This window comes from Limnothrix sp. CMB-01, assembly GCF_055193175.1.
Genome location: NZ_CM143720.1, coordinates 2979567 through 2995722, shown reverse-complemented (window position 1 = coordinate 2995722; position 16156 = coordinate 2979567). Strand labels below are relative to the sequence as shown.

The following is a 16156-nucleotide window of genomic DNA, read 5'->3' as shown; positions in this document are numbered from 1 at the left end:
GGGGACAATTCACCCATGCCTGCCCGTTGCGTTCCTTCCCGCGCTGAATTTTCCCTGAATGGACTGCTGCGATCGCTGCGGTGGGCAATGTCAGCGGGGGCGATCACCCTGGTCTTGGCCAGCGCCGGGGAAGTGGCTCGCGCCCAGTTGCCTTTCCTGGATAACCTGCCGATTTTTGACATCTTTTCGCGGCCGGCCAGGGATGAATTTCCGCCCAGTCCGCTGGAACTGTTAGAGGCGGATCCGCTACTGCCGGAGTTTCCCATGAAGCGGGAACTGTCGCCCACGGAGCGCGATCGGCTGCGTTTGGCCCTCGATGAATTGAACCTCCAGGCGGCGGCCACCCTGCGGGCCGGCAAAACCCTAGAAGCCTTCGCCCTTTGGAATCGAGAACTGCGATTGCGGCGGTTTTTGGGCGTATTTGCAGAATTGCCAGCCCTGGGACGGGTGGGCGAGCTGGCTTGGCGGGAAGGGGCCGTGGAAGAAACGCGGGTGGTGACCGATCGAATCAAGGCGATCCAAGCAGGGCAAACGGGCCCCAAGCCGGTTTTGCCCGACGAACAACCGCTGCCCATCCCTGAAGATCCGGCCCTGCTGGAGGCCCTGGGCTTGGCCTATTACCAAGTGCGTGCGCCCAAGTTAGCCTTGGCGGTGTTGGAACCACGCCTGTTGATGGCCAGAACGGCCGACGATCCCACGGGAATTGAAAAATATCTGGTGGCGATCGGCCAATTGCGAGCCAGCCTGTTTGAGGATGCGGCGGCTGTGGATGCCTACCGGGAGCTGCTGGCGATCGAGCGGGCCAAAATTGCTGCGGGTCGTTGGGTGGCGGTGCCCGTGCCGCCGGGCACAGAACCCACCATTCCGCTCCATCGCCAGGCCGAGGTGCGCTATGCGCGGGAATTGGTGATGTTGTTGAATCGATCGCGCCAATGGGATGAGGCGATCGCCGCCCAGCGCGATTTGTTGGGGGTCTATCAAGAATTGGGGATTGTGCGGCTCATTCCGCCCTTGATGAGCGAGTTGGCCGCCAATTTTGACCGGGCCGATCGTGTGGAAGAGGCGGTGTTGCAATATCGCGAAACGGCCGCCGCCGCCCGCTCCATCAAGCAGTTGGGCATTGCCCGAGAAGCGCTCGATCGCCTGGCCACTCTCTATCGCAGCCGCCCCGCCTTTGCCGACAAGCCCGATCTGCTCGCCAGTCTTTACATCAGCCTGTTGGAGTTGGCCCGCGAGGCGGCGGACGGCTACGGGATGATGGACACCTACGAAAAGTTGGGTGATTTGTTTGTCAGTTTGAATCAGCGCGATCGGGCCCGCATTGCCTACGAACAGGCGGCGATTTTGGCGAAGCAGTTGCAACACCGCGAAAGCTATTTCGCCCGCAAGCTCCAAGACCTGGGCCCCGCCCCAACCCCCTTCAACCAACCGTAGCGGACGAAAACTGGCGAAAGGCTCCCATACAAATGTAGGGTGCATGGGAGAAGGCTTGGAAGGCAATCACAATCTTGATTCATCTCCCATGCACCGCCACCTGTGACGCATCCAACGACCATGATCGGTTGGGTGACAATCGGGCTGCGGTGCATGGGAGTACGAATTAACCGTTTCGTGACTATTGGGGCTTGCTCCCATGCACCCTACGGCTACTCGATCCCAAAGTCGTAGTCCATGGAGCCGCGCACCAAGAAGGGAATCCCACCTTGACCACCAATTTTGACGTTGAACTTCACGGTCATTTCTTCAACGTTGGCCGCCGAGAACTGGCGAAAGGCTCCCATACAGGCGAAAGGCTCCCATACAAATATAGGGTGCATGGGAGAACGCTGGGAAATCAACAACAATTTGGGTTCATCTCCCATGCACCACCACCTGTGACGCATCCAACGACCATGATCGGTTGGGTGACAATCGGGCTGCGGTGCATGGGAGTACGAATTAACCGTTTCGTGACTATTGGGGCTTGCTCCCATGCACCCTACGGGATTGGTGGGATTTGTAGGGTGGTGAATAATGGATGGGGTGATCTGTTACGGGGAGGGATGCGATGCCCAATTATCGGCGCTGGCGATCAGAGGGGGGCACGTACTTTTTTACGGTTGTCACCTATGGTCGCTATCCGTGGCTTTGTGAGCCGATCGCCCGGCAAGCCCTGCGCCAAGCCATTCGCACCACCCAAGCCGCCTATCCGTTCTCGATCGATGCATGGGTGCTGCTGCCCGATCATCTCCATTGCATTTGGACGTTACCGACAGGTGACGATGATTTTTCGACCCGGTGGCGGCTGATCAAAACTCGCACCACTCAGGTTTGCACCCGCCAATTCCCGATCGATTTACCCAGCAGTCGATCGCGTCAAACCCAAGGCGATCACCCCTATTGGCAACGTCGGTTTTGGGAACACCAAATTCGTGATGAGGCCGATTTCCAAAACCACATCCACTACATTCACCAAAACCCCGTTAAACACGGCCACGCCATCACCCCCACCGACTGGCCCTATTCCACCATCCACCGCTCGATCAACCCGTAGGGTGCATGGGAGAACGCTGGGAAATCAACAACAATTTGGGTTCATTTCCCATGCACCGCCACCCATTCAACGACCATAATTTGGTTGGGAGGAAATAATAATCTCCATTCATCTCCCATGCGCCGCCCCCCATTCAACGACCATCTCCGCGTGCCACAACCCACCACAAAGAAACGAGCATCCCTGGTCTGTTGGGTGGCGATCGCCCTGCGGTGACCCATCAGCCATTGCAGGGTGCTGTGGTTGTGCTTTCACAGGCTCCACCTTGCACCGCAACCCGTGAGCCTAGATCGGAATTTCCACGGTGAACGTGGTTCCCTCCTGGGCCGTTGAATGGCAACCGAGCGATCCTTGGTGCTGTTCCTGCACAATTTGGTAGCTGATGGCCAAACCCAGCCCCGTGCCCTGGCCGATCGGCTTAGTGGTGTAAAACGGCTCAAAAATCTTCGATCGCAGCGCTTCGGGAATGCCCAAGCCGTTGTCCTGGATGGAAATTTGCACCCGATCGGGCTGGCTGAGGCGTGTGGCGATGTGCAATTGGGGCACAAATCCGGCTCCCTCGTGGGCCCAGCGATCGGCCAAGGCATCGATCGCATTGCTCAACAGATTCATAAACACCTGATTGAGCTGATTGGCATGGCAAGTGACCGGAGGCAAAGGGCCATAGTCCTTGGTCACTTGAATCGCCGGGCGATCACCCTGGTCAATCAATCGGTGATTCAAAATCATCAATGTGTTGTCCAGCCCTTCATGCAAATCCACCGCCTTCATGCTGGACTCATCCAAGCGGGAAAAATTCCGCAGCCCCAACACAATATTGGTGATTCGTTGGCAACCGGATTGTAAGGAGCCGAGCACTTGCGGTAAATCGGCAATGAGGAAGTCGAAATCCAATTCTGCCAGGCGATCGCGCATGGCCGGCGAAAGATTGGGATATTCCGCTTGATAGGCCTGAATAATGCTCACCAAATCCTGGAAATAGGCTTCCATGTGATACAAATTCCCCGCAATGAAAGCTGTGGGGTTGTTAATTTCGTGGGCAATTCCGGCCACCATTTGCCCCAAGCTCGACATCTTTTCCGCTTGGATTAATTGGGCTTGGGCCTGGCGCAATCGTTGAAGGGTGTCTTGAAGCTTGGCGGTGCGTTCTTCCACCTTTTGTTCCAAGGAGAGATTGGCGGCTTGCAAGGCTTCGGCCCGGCGGTGGGCTTCCATGGCAATGCTGGCCAGGCTGGCGGCGGTGTTGATCACCTCTCGGTGATAGGCCGTGGGCTGGCAGGGAAACCGGTGCGACAGGGCAAAGGTTCCCAGCACCTCACCGTTGGCGGCCAAAAAGGGCGACGACCAGCAGGCCCGGATACCGTGGCTGAGGGCAAAATCTCGAAAGGATGACCAAAGGGGGTTGGTGGCAATGTCCGTGGCAAAGACCGGCTCACCGCGATAGGCCGCCGTGCCGCAGGATCCGGCACATTCGCCAATCATCAGCCCATCAACCCCTCGGGCAAATTCGCTGGGCAGGCTGGGGGCGGCCCCGGCGCGCAGGCATTTTTGCTCGGGATCCAACACCAAAATTGAGCAATAGGCTCCGGGAAGTTCCTGCTCTAGCAGTTCACAGAGTTGATTGAAAACGAATTGCAGGTTGGCTCCTTGGGCGATCGAACCGAGAACGCGGCTTTGGGTGTCAATCAAGGCTTCCGATCGCCGCCGTTCGATCGCCCCCGCCAGCACATTGGTCACGGCTTGCAGGAAGTAAACGTCATCTTCCGAGAACGATCGGGGCTGTTCGTGATGAATTTCCAGCAGCCCCAGCAGTTGATCGCGGCCCACCACGCCCAGCAGCAAACCGCTTTGGCTGTTGGCGGGCAAGGGAAGGGGAAAGTTCTGTAAATCGTGACCCAAGGGCACATTCGCCGCCAGCAACTGCGATTCCACACTGAAGAGCGACTGCACCAGGGGCACGTTAGCCACGGTCACTTCCGTGGGTTCGTTGGCGGCGGCGGGAATGGTGGCCACGCGCCGCAGGGATTGGCGATCGGACAATACGCGCCAAATGCTGCTGTAGGAGACTTTCAGCACTTCTGTCACCGCCTGCACGGCCCGCTCAAACAAGCGATCGAGCTGATTTTCAAGCAAGGCCCACTGGCTTAAGGCTGTGATCACCATCTGCGCATTGCGATCGCTCAAGCAAGAGTAGGTCGCGCGATCGGGAGCCATCAAAGGAGAGTGGATTGCAGGATTCGCAAAGCTCATAGGGATTAAATGCGGTGGAGTTTCGGTCAGAGTGCTAATGAAAATTTGTATTCACGAAAACGCTATTCACGAAAATGCCATCTACAAAAACACCCAAGAACCCAGTGAATCGCCTCGGGCATTCTTGTGCTTAATCGGGGTTTGAATCCTGTTGCAGGATGGCTCAAAAACCGAATTTCAAAAGTCGGCATTGATACTCAATTTGCCCTAGCAGTAGGTTGGGTTGAGCTTTGCAAAATCCAACGCAATCCATGCAATCTTTGCAATCTTTGTGGTTGTTGGATGACCCTGCGGAAAGCAAGCCACGGGCCTCAAGCCAACCTACCAGTTGAGCAATTTTGACAATTTTGTCAGTCAGCCAGCCTGATGGGGGAGAGAGATGTGGGTGCGGGTCTTGAGGGGTGCAAGCGGCCACGTGGCGATCGCTCGCAAATCGCGTTGCTTGCGAACTGCGAACCAAGGGTCGGGATTGCCCTGATGGGGGCCTACGGTAGCGGCTAAAGGCGAAAAACTCGGGAATAGGCTCCCAAAAACGCGAAATTCCCGAATGTGAAGGGTTTTCATGACAAATTAGTTACGAAAACGACCTAATTCGGCTTGGTTAGCGAGCGATCGCCTAACGAATTTGGGCAAACCCTAACGATTGAGTAACCATTTTTGGATTAATTCCATCAGTTGCTTCAGGCGCATGGGCTTGCTGAGGTAATCGTTGGCCCCCGCTTGCAAGCAACGCTCCCGATCGCCCGGCATGGTCAGGGCCGTGAGCGCAATAATCGGCACGTCCGCCAGTTCCTCATCGTTGCGAATTTGCCGCATCGCTTCAATGCCATCCACTCCAGGCATCTGGATATCCATCAAAATCAAGTCGGGCCGCTCCAGGGTAGCCAAGGTCACGGCGGCCGCCCCGTCCCGAGCCACCAACAGCCGATAGCCCTTCGTATCCAAATAGGACGACACGGTGACGATGTTCGCCTCGTTGTCTTCCACCAACAAAATCAGGGGCGCGGATTCGGGCCCATCCAGCAGCGATGTGGTTTCCGTTACCTCAGCCCCTTGGCCGCTGACCGCTGCCACTGACACGGCCTGCGTGAGGGGCAACGTAAAGGAAAAACAACTGCCCTGGCCCAGGGTGCTGGTGACGTTCACCATGCCCCCATGGAGGTTCACAATCCGCTTCACCAGGGCCAGGCCCAAGCCGGTTCCTTCGTATTGACGGTTCAAGGCACTATCCACCTGAATGAAGGGCTGGAAGAGTCGTTTCAGGTTTTCTTCGCTGATGCCGATGCCGGTGTCGGTGACGCTGAACCGCAGGGCTTCGTAAAGGTTTGGGCTGTTGGGGTCGGGCTGGTCGATCAAGCCGTCCAGGTTGGCATAGCCCACCTCCAGCAAAATGGAGCCACCTTCTGAGGTGAACTTCACCGCATTATTTAACAGGTTGATCAACACCTGTCGCACCCGCCGTTCATCAATGCGGATGGGCGGAAAATCCCGGGGCAATTTGGTGCTCAGACGAATTCGTTTTTCCAAGGCTTGTTGTTTCACAAAAGCCAAACTGGAATCGCAAAGGGGGCGCACTTCCACATCGTTGTAGGCCAATTCCACTCGCCCCGCTTCGATTTTGGCCAAATCTAAAATGTCGTTAATTAGGGACAACAAATGATTGCCACTGCGTTCAATAATTTGCAGCACTTTGATTTGTTGCTCGGAAACGGGGCCAAACACATTCTCTTGCAGCCCTTCCACAATACCCAAAATGGCATTGAGCGGGGTTCGTAATTCATGGCTCATATTGGCCAAGAATTCATCCTTGAGGCGGGTGGCGCGGGCCAATTCTTCGTTGTTGAGGGCAAGCTGTTGGTTACGCTCGGTCAGTTGTGCTTGGGCGGCTTGCCGTTGGGTCAGTTCCTGTTTCAGTCGATCGACCAAGGTGGCTTGCTGAATGGCGATCGCCAATTGGTTAGCAATTTGTTGCAGCAACTGAGCTTCAGACTCTTGCCAAACCCGCTTTTCATGGCAAGCATGAACCACCAAAACACCCCAGAGTTTGTTGGGTGCGGCAGGGGCAACCCAGCGGTGATCTTCGTGGGCAAAGGCTTCCTGCAAAATCGGAGCCACAATTTTGGATTGAATTTGGCCCTCTTGGGAATATTCCCGCAGACAATCGGTCCAGCGATCGTCCATCACGTCGGCCACAATTCTGGCCTTGCCTTGCCAATACCACTCCAAAATTTCCGAAGACCAAACTTCATCTTCCCAATGGCGATCCTTGAGGTGAACTAATCCTTCAAGGACGGCTTCTTCGACGATCGCGCTGCGGCCATCATCAAACAGTTGAAACACAATCACCCGATCGCACTGCATCACCGCTTGCACCTGCTGGGTGACGGTGTTTAAGATTTGGTGCAAATCTAAGGATTGCCGAATGCGTTCGGTGATTTGTGCCAAAACAGTTTGTTCCTGTAACTGGCGGCTGATGCGTAATTCGGCCTGTTGACGCACCTCCAGTTCTTGCTGCACTTGGTAATAGAGACTGGATTGTTGAATTGCGATCGCCAATTGATTAGCAAGCCGGTGGGCCAATTCCACCTCATCCGGCAACCAGTGGCGCGGGCGATCGCACTGATGAATGCACAGCAAACCCCACAGTTCTGAACCACAAAGCAGCGGCATCACCAAATTAGCCCGCACTTCAAATTGGGCCAGAATATCGCTGTGGCATTTGGTGAGACCGTTGTTGTAAATGTCATCCACCACAAAATAGCGACCATTAGCATAAAGCTGGGAATAGTTATCCCCAAAACAATGGTCATGAACACGAAGACTGAGGGCAGAAGAATAGGGCGGGATTACCGATTCTGCCACAAAGCAACCATCGTCGTAGTCAGATGGGGGATAAAACCGAAAAATTCCAACGCGATCGGCCTTTAATACAGCTCGAATTTCATTGCAAGCCACATCAAAAATAGTTTGCAAATCCAAAGATTGCCGAATTCGTTCAGCAATCATGAGCGCTAAATGCTCACTTTCGGCTTGTTTTTTTAAGGTAGCCTCGGCCTGTTTGCGTCTCGTAATTTCCTGAGCTGTTCCCAAAATTCCAAAAGTGCGGCCATGAGCATCTTTGAGCGGAATTTTGTTGGTTTCTAACCAAATTGTCGAGCCATCTGCCAAGCCATATTCCAATTCACAGCGGAGAACAGCTTCCCCCGATCGCAAGATTTGTCGATCTTCTTCTTGGATCTGTGCCAGAGTTTCTGGATTCCAAGGTAGTTGATCGTCTCCGACTCCAATTAACTCCTCAGCAGAATTTAGTCCAATGATTGTGGCGCTGTAGTTATTAATGCCTTGATATTTCAGGCGCTGATCTTTCCAAAAAACAGCAATTGGAACCGTATCCAAAATCCCTTGCAGGAGTTGTTGGGATGCATGACACGCACGCTCGGCCTGTTTTTGGGCGCTGATATCACGACAAACGCAAATTAATAATCCATCGTCTGTGACGGTGAGGGATAAGCCCTCATCAAAGCTACTCCCATCAGACCGCTTGGCAATAGCTTCCCCTTGCCAAGCCCGATCGCGGATCAAAATTGGAAAAATGTCTCGTTTAAAGCGGTCTAATTCTGCCTCGCTATAGAGACTGCGCCAAGACTTTCCCAAGAGCTGCTCTGGGCTATCATACCCAAACATTTCCAAATGGGATTGGTTGAGGTAAACGTAAGTATCTTCCTTGAGAATGGCGATCCCATCTTTGGCGCATTCAATGGCGGCTAATTGCTGCTTCAAAATTGCGTTTAGGTGTTGCTGGTCGCGCAGATCAAGAGAGAGATGGGAATATGACCCGGCGCATAATTCAGAAGATGCAGAGCAGGAAGCGATCAAAGACTGAGCTTGTTGAGCATATTGAGCAATTGGTGGCTGAGAAAGTTCAGGATCTGGCTTGGGTTCTGGCTCAACTTTTTGTTCGATCGCCTGTTTAACCAAACTGCGATGCAACAGCACGGCGGCCACTGTTTTGCGGAGGGCCAAACCGGTTAAATGCTCTTTAACTAAATAATCCATGGCCCCCAGTTTCAGGGCCTGTTCCGCCAAGGATTCTTGGTGGGCTTGAATCAACACAATCACCGGCAGTGGCAATTGACGTTTGATGCCCTCGTGGAGACTTTCGAGCACGTGAATGCCCGTGCGATCAATCAAATCTAACAGCACCACATCGGGCCGGTGCGATCGCCACCACTCAACACCCTGTTCCCGACTCGGCGGAACCAAAATTTCATATTGCCGATGGAAATCACTCTGCAAGATCGCTTGCAAATAACTGGTATAAACTTTTACTTCGCTCTTAGAGGCCCCAATTAATAAAACTTTTGTCGGTGATTGCATCGGCGGAGTAACAGCGGTATTGAGGCGTAGTTGGCTCATGGATCAAGATAGCGCGGTAATTTAGGGAGAGCGAGTTGATTGCGCTGAGGTTTGCGAAAGCCACACAGAGCAAAATCTTCCTACCCCAACCGAATCAGGCGAGCATAATGAAATTTCAAAAGACGTGGAAAAATTGAAAAAGGGTGAAAATTGTTCAAAACTAGCCCTAATTTGCTATTTGCTGCCCTCAGGATTCGTTCTCCTTATTTCTAGGATAGATGAATTTTGATGGATGATGATCCGTGAACAAGAGAGAATCAGGGTAAAATCAGGTATTAATTTACACAAGTATGGTTTTCTTGAATATTCGTTAAAAATTCGATTTTGAAGAACATGGTCGCGACTGAGTGACCAGTGTTTCAAAATCTTTCTGGATTAATTCCCGTGATCAGGGTTTTGAAAGTCCTGACCACAAAAAACTTAATGGGTGAAACCAATCACCCAGTCCCAATATTTTTAATAATCCCTAATTTCTAGGCTAACAGGGCGAAAAGGCATTGTCTACCGTGGCGAAGATGTTCTGAATCTTCAAAAATACCCGCTTAAAACAATTAGAACTTGAAAAAAGTTGAAATACTTGAAAAAAGCTGAAATTACAGACTGTCTGATTTCTATTTCTGGTTCTGGCTGCCGCTGACGGTGACTATTGATACCTCTCGGGAAACGCTGATGCCACCAAAATAGTCCAGCCCTGGAAGGCTCATTTTGAAAGCATGATTGAAAAGCATTTCCCAGCCCCTGCTATGACTGTTTTCAGGTCGGTTAGCCGATCGCCCGGAGCAGAGCATACATAGCCGGAGCGATCGCCAGGGCTGGCAAAAACGAACCAACCCGAATTTGAGTCACCGCCAACAGGTTCAACCCGATCGCCACAATGGCCAAGCCGCCCACACCAGTGAGGGCCAACACCTGGGGATCGGTGGCTGGGTTGGGCACAAATTGGGTCAGCAAGCCCGCCGCCAGGGACAGGGCCCCTTGATAGATCCCCAGGGGCAACACTGAAAAGGCCACCCCCAACCCGGAGCTACCGGCCAGGGCGATCGCCGCCAGGCCGTCCATGGAGGCCTTGAGAATCAAGATTCGATCGTCGCCCGTGAGACCGTTGTTCAGGCAGCCCACCAGGGCCATGGGCCCCACGCAGAACAACAAACTGGCGGCCACAAAGCCTTCGGTGAATTGACCGTCGCCCTTGACTTTGCTCTTGAGCCAGTCGCCCCACTGTTGCAAGCGGCGTTCGATCGCCAAGGCTTCTCCTACCAGACCACCCACCACCAGCGCCACCAGCCCCAACACAATCCCATCGATCGCAATGCCCTGAAGCCGGCTCAGGCTTTGGGCCATTTGCAACCCCACCAAAATCACAATTAGCGCCACGCCTTGGGTGACGATTTGCAGCATGTTGGCAGACCAGTAGTTGCGCAGTAGCAAACCCAGGCCGCTGCCAACCAAGATGGTGGCAATGTTGATGATGGTTCCGCTGAGGGGATTAAAGGGGGCCATGGGGCGATCGGGGAAGGTTAAGCGAGCAGGTTGAGAAGACGGGGGCGCGAACGCCGCGATCGCGCAACACAATCGACCAGCGTAGGGCCATTTCAGGCGATCGCAAGGGGCTGATTGGGATCATGCTTAGGATTTGCTGGGGAGCCATTGGGCCGCGCCAGTCAAGAGACCAGCTTTCGAATTTGTTCCTGAATCAAGTTTCTGAATCCCCTGAATTCAATTTCTGAATCATTTGAATGAGTTGCGAGCAATTTGGCCGCGCCAGCGGAAACACCGGCTTTTAAAATGGGCCAGGGAGCCAACTATCAACGCTGCCAATCTTTGTCATAAATTCTGATCATCCATGACCCCACTCAGCTCCTTTAATCCCCCACCCCGTCACTCACAGCCCCCCTTGGGCCGCCGTTTATGGGCCCTGACCCTGGCGTTGGTGGCCGCCGTTGGCCTTTGGTTTAGTGCCAGCGCGCCCGCCGCCGCCACGGGGGTGTATGACATGCCGACCTTTGACCCGCAAACTTGGGTGCTCGATCGTGCCGATTTGTTCAGCCGCCTCACCAAAGGCAGTCTCGAAAAGTCCCTGCGCGATGTGGCCCAGTCCACGGGGTCAGAAGTTCGGTTTGTGACGTTCCGCCGCTTGGACTATGGCGAAACGATCGATAGCTTTGCCCAAGAACTTTTTGAAACCTGGTTTCCGGAAGCCGAAGACCAAGCCAACCAAGTGTTGATGGTGTTTGATGCGGTCACCAACGATGCGGCGATCGAGGTGGGCAGCAGCGCCCAAGCAACCCTCACCGCCGACATTGCCACCAGCGTGGCCCAAGAAACCCTGCTGGTGCCAATCCGCGATGGCAACTACAACGAAGCGTTCATCGCAGCTAAAGATCGGCTGGCCGTGGTTTTGGCTGGCGAACCGGATCCCGGCCCGCCGGTTGTCGTCAGCAAAATTTCCGTAGAAAGCACCTTCAAAAAAGCTGAAGAGACCGATCGCAATGGCTCCACGATCCTGGTCGTGGTGCTGTTGATTTTGGCCACCGTGATCCCCATGGTCACCTACTTCGCCTACGTGCGCTGAGTTCGATATTTTTGGGCCTGCGCTGGCGGAGATGTCTTCAGACCTAGACCTGAGGTTGGCTGAGTGCTTCCGAGTTGCCAGAGTCTCTAGGACCATGGCAAAAGCCATAACCTTGGCTATGGTCGTCTTTCAAGTCATCTCGCGTTGCGGGGGCTGGCCTGGGGCGGTCTAATGGGAGGGGCAAAAATTTCTGGCCCTTCCCTGAATCAAGACCAATTTCGCCGAAATTCAGGCACAATGGCGGGCACAATTAATAAAATCATTAACACTCTTGATAGTAGTAATTCCTTCCGGTTAGTTCTGCTCATCTTTAGGCTCAGTTCTAGGACGCTTCCTGACCAATTCAAGGGGCACTGACCCATAGCCCGCCATCAGCCCGAATCAACACAGACCGGCTCGATCGGCTCCTACCCTGGGCCAGATGCTTGCCCAATTCAATCGCTGATTACCCCCCATCCTGACTGCGCTCCCCCCCTGGGAACCTATGGCTAGGGTGATAGAATTTCAAATATTTGTTCGGGACAGCGCCGGAAAGCAGCCGCGCGTAGGTGTTGCAGCTCTCAGTGCAGCCCTCCAGTGATGAGCAACCCGATCTCAGTCAACGTTTTCCGACCGTTACCCACGAGGAGAAAAACTACCTATGCCGCAACTCGAGGCACCCGCTGCGATCGACTACCAAAGTGAAACCTACAAAGATGCCTACAGCCGCATCAATGCGATCGTGATTGAGGGCGAAGACGAAGCCGCCAGCAACTACGTGCGTCTAGCCGAGCTGATGCCCACCCATGCCGACGAATTGGCTGACTTGGCCAAAATGGAGGCCCGCCACAAAAAAGGCTTCACCGCCTGCGGCAAAAACCTGAACGTGACTCCCGACATGGACTTCGCCAAGAAGTTCTTTTCGGATTTGCACGGCAACTTCCAAGTGGCGGCGGCCAGTGGCAACATCGTCACCTGCCTGCTGATCCAAGCGCTGATCATCGAAGCCTTTGCGATCTCGGCTTACAACGTCTACATCCCCCACGCCGATGATTTTGCTCGCAAAATCACGGAAAACGTGGTCAAGGATGAATATCTGCACCTGAACTTTGGCGAGCAATGGCTTAAGGCGAACTTTGAAAGCGCTAAGGATGAGCTAGAGCGTGCCAATCGCGAAAACCTGGCGATCGTCTGGCGCATGTTGGACGAAGTGGCCGCTGACGCACTGGTGCTGGGTATGGAGAAGGAAGCCTTGATGGAAGACTTCACGATCGCCTACCAAGAAGCGCTGCAAAACATTGGCTTCACCACCCGTGAAACCCTGCGAATGCTGACGGCCGGCTTGGCAGCCGCTGCCGCCTAAGGCGAAGGGCAGGCTTGGGGGGTTCCAGTTCACGCTGGGCCCCCCAGCCCAATTCCCGCCGCCCGATCGCTGTAGATTTGCGCCCAGCTTGGGGCCATGATTTTCCAAGACTGTTGCTGTGCAGTCTCCGACCTCGATCGTGATGATTTGGCGATCGGGGTCATGTTCTTGAACGCAGTCACCCCAGCCTGGCCCCCGTCTTGACAGGGCTTGCAAAAGGGCAGAACCAGTAAAAGGCCAAATCAGTAGCCAAAGCGGCTGATTCTGGCCCAAACCGCTGCTTTGATGGCTCTGTGATGGGCTTGTGCAATGGGTTGGATTCCTGCGCTTCCCTGTTCGTTCCCTTCGCTTCCTTATCCCCCTTCAACCCGTTTAGCAAAGAGATGTTTGGTCTTATCGGTCACTCCCCCAGCTTAGAAAGAACGCACGAAATCGCGCGCGAGTTGGGTCTTCCCGAATGTGCCGATCGGGATTTGGAGTTTTGGTGCAGTGCGCCGCCCCAAGCGGTCGATACCGTGCGGGTGAAGAGCGCCACTGGACAAGAAATCGAAGGTCAGTATATTGACTCGGGATTTTTGCCGGAAATGCTCACCAGCAATCGCGGGAAAACCGCTGTGCGCAAGGTGCTGAACGCGATGGCCCATGCCCAAAAGCTGGGGTTGTCAGTGACGGCGCTGGGGGGCTTTTCCTCGATCGTGTTTGAAAATTTCAATTTGTCTCAAACTCGTTTGGTGCGGAATGTGGAGCTAGACTTTGCTCGCTTCACCACCGGCAACACCCACACGGCTTACATCATCTGCCGCCAAGTGGAAGAGATGGCCAAGCGGTTGAATCTGGAACTGTCCCGAGCGACCGTGGCCGTCTGCGGAGCCACGGGTGATATTGGCAGCGCCGTTTGTCAGTGGCTCAATGCCCGCACAAATATCCAAGATTTGCTGTTGATTGCACGCCAAGAAGATCGCCTGCAAGCGCTGCGGGATGATCTGGGACGCGGCAAAATCCTGTCCTTGGAAGAATCTTTGCCCCTAGCGGACATTATCGTTTGGGTGGCCAGTATGCCCAAGGGGGTGGAAATTGATCCGACAATGCTGAAAAAGCCTTGCCTGATCATCGATGGTGGCTATCCGAAAAACATGGGCACCAAAATCCAAGCGCCGGGTGTGCATGTGTTGAGCGGTGGTATTGTGGAGCACACCCTGGACATTGACTCGCGGATCATGCGGGCGATCGGGATGGTGAACCCAAAGCGCCACATCTTTGCCTGCTTTGGAGAATCAATGCTGTTGGAATTTGAGAAGTGGTACACGAACTTTTCGTGGAACCGCAACCAAATCACGATCGAGAAGATGCTGCAAATTGGAGAAGCCTCGATTAAGCACGGTTTCAAACCCTTGTTGCTCGATCCTGTCGGCTAAAGACCCCATGCGCCAGCTTTGGGGCCCCGTTGCCCACCGGGGCCCCTGCCGAAGTTGGCAACCACGACCGTTGCGCGATCGCGCCTGTGTTTGACCTATGGCTACTGCAAATCGAAAACCTCTGTATCTGGACTTTGAAAAGCCGCTCGTGGATCTGCAAGAGCGCATTGAGCGGATCCGTCGCCTCGCGGAGGAGAACGGGGTGGATGTGAGCGATCAAATCCAGCAGTTGGAGGAGCGATCGAACCAGTTGCGCCAAGAGGTCTATGGCGGTTTGTCGGCGGTGCAGCGGTTGCAAGTGGCTCGCCATCCCCGCCGCCCCAGCACCTTGGACTACATCAACGCCATGACCGATGATTGGCTGGAGTTGCACGGCGATCGGCGCGGGGGAGATGACCCAGCGATTGTGGGCGGCGTGGCCAGTTTGGACGGAATGCCCGTGGTGATTTTGGGCCACCAAAAAGGCCGCGACACCAAAGACAATGTGGCCCGGAATTTTGGCATGGCAACCCCCGGCGGCTATCGCAAGGCCATGCGCCTGATGGAACATGCCGATCGGTTCGGAATGCCGATCATTACCTTTATTGACACGCCCGGTGCTTGGGCGGGGGTTGATGCCGAGCGGCTGGGCCAAGGCGAGGCGATCGCCTATAACCTGCGGGAAATGTTCCGGCTCAATGTGCCCATCCTTTGCACCATCATTGGCGAAGGCGGCTCCGGCGGGGCCCTGGGAATTGGCGTTGGCGACTGGCTGATGATGTTTGAGCACTCGGTCTACACTGTGGCTTCGCCGGAAGCTTGCGCCTCAATTTTGTGGCGAGATGCGGGCAAGGCGGCCCAAGCGGCCGAGGCCTTGAAGATCACGGCGCGTGATCTGAAGGATTTGGGGATTTTGGATGAAATTCTGTCGGAACCCTTGGGCGGGGCCCATTCCAACCCGCTGGAAACGGCCGAAACCCTGAAGCAGGCGATCGTGCGGGCCTTGGAACAACTCCTGAGCCTGTCGCCCCAGGCCCGGCGCGATCGCCGCTATCAGAAATTCCGCAAAATTGGTCAATTCACCGAAGGGCCGATCGAATCGCTGGCGACCTCCGCTTCGTAGCCGTTGCCGTGGGCAGATCCAATTAAGCGTCTGTATCCGATCATAGAAATGAGCATCCTGTATTTTTCCCGTGGGGATCAGTCTCGCAGGGGCCTTGGAGGTATCTATGAGCGATGCGACCAGCGGCGCGATCGACCGTGCGATCGCCCCATCTATGGAGTTTTTTGATGGGGTGGTTGAAGATCCCAGCAACGTGAGCCTGCGACGGGATCCGGCCACGGGTGCAAAGATCGTGATGATGGTTTTTGAGCAACTGAACTGCATTGAGCGCTTTCGGGCCGTGACCAATCGGTTTTCCGGGAGCCTGCGCCTGCGAGACGAGGAAGGTGACATTTTGGTAGAACCTTCCAGCGTGCGGTTTATCTTCGGCGGGCCCGAAGGTGATGATTTTGAGCGGTTTGAATGTCAATTTCGGATTGAAATCCCGGAACAGTGGGATCGGTTTATGCGGTTCATGAATCGCTATGCCGATGCCAATGGAATGGGCTATGCCCCGCGCTAGGCGATCGCCATGGCCGGTGATCGG

General features: G+C 54.6%; 12 protein-coding genes. 7 read left to right on the top strand and 5 right to left on the bottom strand.

Features of this window, described 5'->3' with window-relative positions; genetic code table 11:
• Positions 1 to 15: 15 nt before the first annotated feature.
• Positions 16 to 1434 (top strand): hypothetical protein, encoded by a 1419-nt coding sequence (locus ACZA91_RS12510; RefSeq protein WP_463182484.1) that lies wholly within the window; start codon positions 16 to 18, stop codon positions 1432 to 1434.
• Between the two features lie 212 nt (positions 1435 to 1646).
• Here ACZA91_RS12510 and ACZA91_RS12505 read toward each other — a convergent pair whose 3' ends face one another.
• A complete protein-coding gene (locus ACZA91_RS12505; protein ID WP_463182483.1) occupies positions 1647 to 1817 on the bottom strand; it encodes a CU044_2847 family protein in 171 nt (56 codons plus the stop codon).
• Positions 1818 to 2047: 230 nt separating this feature from the next.
• Here ACZA91_RS12505 and ACZA91_RS12500 point away from each other — a divergent pair, with 230 nt between their 5' ends.
• Entirely contained in the window at positions 2048 to 2533 is a 486-nt protein-coding gene (locus ACZA91_RS12500; protein ID WP_463182482.1) for an REP-associated tyrosine transposase, read from the top strand.
• A gap of 285 nt (positions 2534 to 2818) precedes the next feature.
• On the opposite strand, the gene ACZA91_RS12495 is transcribed toward ACZA91_RS12500, so the two are convergent.
• The 4 genes from ACZA91_RS12495 to ACZA91_RS12480 all read right to left on the bottom strand — a co-directional run bounded on the left by ACZA91_RS12495 (position 2819) and on the right by ACZA91_RS12480 (position 10823).
• Positions 2819 to 4783, bottom strand: coding sequence for a GAF domain-containing protein (locus tag ACZA91_RS12495; RefSeq protein WP_463182481.1), 1965 nt, complete (start codon positions 4781 to 4783; stop codon positions 2819 to 2821).
• 636 nt (positions 4784 to 5419) lie between these two features.
• The gene (locus ACZA91_RS12490) at positions 5420 to 9199 is read right to left on the bottom strand and encodes a GAF domain-containing protein (protein ID WP_463182480.1); all 3780 of its coding nucleotides are present in this window, start codon (positions 9197 to 9199) and stop codon (positions 5420 to 5422) included.
• Positions 9200 to 9961: 762 nt separating this feature from the next.
• Positions 9962 to 10699 (bottom strand): DUF554 domain-containing protein, encoded by a 738-nt coding sequence (locus tag ACZA91_RS12485; RefSeq protein ID WP_099534996.1) that lies wholly within the window; start codon positions 10697 to 10699, stop codon positions 9962 to 9964.
• Complete coding sequence (locus tag ACZA91_RS12480) at positions 10686 to 10823, bottom strand: hypothetical protein (RefSeq protein WP_463182479.1); 138 nt, start codon at positions 10821 to 10823, stop codon at positions 10686 to 10688. Before ACZA91_RS12480 ends, ACZA91_RS12485 begins: the two co-directional genes overlap by 14 nt.
• 219 nt (positions 10824 to 11042) lie before the next feature.
• On the opposite strand from ACZA91_RS12480, the gene psb32 reads away from it, so the two are divergent.
• The 5 genes from psb32 (at position 11043) to psb28 (ending at position 16132) form a co-directional block, all read left to right on the top strand.
• A complete protein-coding gene (psb32, locus tag ACZA91_RS12475; protein ID WP_190532776.1) occupies positions 11043 to 11771 on the top strand; it encodes a photosystem II repair protein Psb32 in 729 nt (242 codons plus the stop codon).
• Between the two features lie 640 nt (positions 11772 to 12411).
• Positions 12412 to 13113 (top strand): aldehyde oxygenase (deformylating), encoded by a 702-nt coding sequence (locus ACZA91_RS12470; protein WP_463182478.1) that lies wholly within the window; start codon positions 12412 to 12414, stop codon positions 13111 to 13113.
• A gap of 383 nt (positions 13114 to 13496) precedes the next feature.
• On the top strand, positions 13497 to 14528 hold the full coding sequence (locus tag ACZA91_RS12465; RefSeq protein ID WP_099535008.1) for a long-chain acyl-[acyl-carrier-protein] reductase: 1032 nt from the start codon (positions 13497 to 13499) through the stop codon (positions 14526 to 14528).
• A 97-nt stretch (positions 14529 to 14625) separates the two neighbouring features.
• Positions 14626 to 15630: an acetyl-CoA carboxylase carboxyltransferase subunit alpha gene (locus ACZA91_RS12460; RefSeq protein WP_190528362.1), complete on the top strand. Its 1005-nt coding sequence runs from the start codon at positions 14626 to 14628 to the stop codon at positions 15628 to 15630.
• A gap of 106 nt (positions 15631 to 15736) precedes the next feature.
• Complete coding sequence (psb28, locus tag ACZA91_RS12455; protein WP_463182477.1) at positions 15737 to 16132, top strand: photosystem II reaction center protein Psb28; 396 nt, start codon at positions 15737 to 15739, stop codon at positions 16130 to 16132.
• The last annotated feature ends 24 nt before the right edge of the window (positions 16133 to 16156 follow it).

Coding starts and splice junctions, on each gene's coding strand:
- ACZA91_RS12495 (WP_463182481.1), bottom strand. CDS start 4,783: ATGAGCTTTGCGAATCCTGCAATCCACTCTCCTTTGATGGCTCCCGAT.
- ACZA91_RS12465 (WP_099535008.1), top strand. CDS start 13,497: ATGTTTGGTCTTATCGGTCACTCCCCCAGCTTAGAAAGAACGCACGAA.
- ACZA91_RS12505 (WP_463182483.1), bottom strand. CDS start 1,817: ATGCACCCTATATTTGTATGGGAGCCTTTCGCCTGTATGGGAGCCTTT.
- ACZA91_RS12510 (WP_463182484.1), top strand. CDS start 16: ATGCCTGCCCGTTGCGTTCCTTCCCGCGCTGAATTTTCCCTGAATGGA.
- psb32 (WP_190532776.1), top strand. CDS start 11,043: ATGACCCCACTCAGCTCCTTTAATCCCCCACCCCGTCACTCACAGCCC.
- ACZA91_RS12470 (WP_463182478.1), top strand. CDS start 12,412: ATGCCGCAACTCGAGGCACCCGCTGCGATCGACTACCAAAGTGAAACC.
- psb28 (WP_463182477.1), top strand. CDS start 15,737: ATGAGCGATGCGACCAGCGGCGCGATCGACCGTGCGATCGCCCCATCT.
- ACZA91_RS12485 (WP_099534996.1), bottom strand. CDS start 10,699: ATGGCCCCCTTTAATCCCCTCAGCGGAACCATCATCAACATTGCCACC.
- ACZA91_RS12460 (WP_190528362.1), top strand. CDS start 14,626: ATGGCTACTGCAAATCGAAAACCTCTGTATCTGGACTTTGAAAAGCCG.
- ACZA91_RS12500 (WP_463182482.1), top strand. CDS start 2,048: ATGCCCAATTATCGGCGCTGGCGATCAGAGGGGGGCACGTACTTTTTT.
- ACZA91_RS12480 (WP_463182479.1), bottom strand. CDS start 10,823: ATGATCCCAATCAGCCCCTTGCGATCGCCTGAAATGGCCCTACGCTGG.
- ACZA91_RS12490 (WP_463182480.1), bottom strand. CDS start 9,199: ATGAGCCAACTACGCCTCAATACCGCTGTTACTCCGCCGATGCAATCA.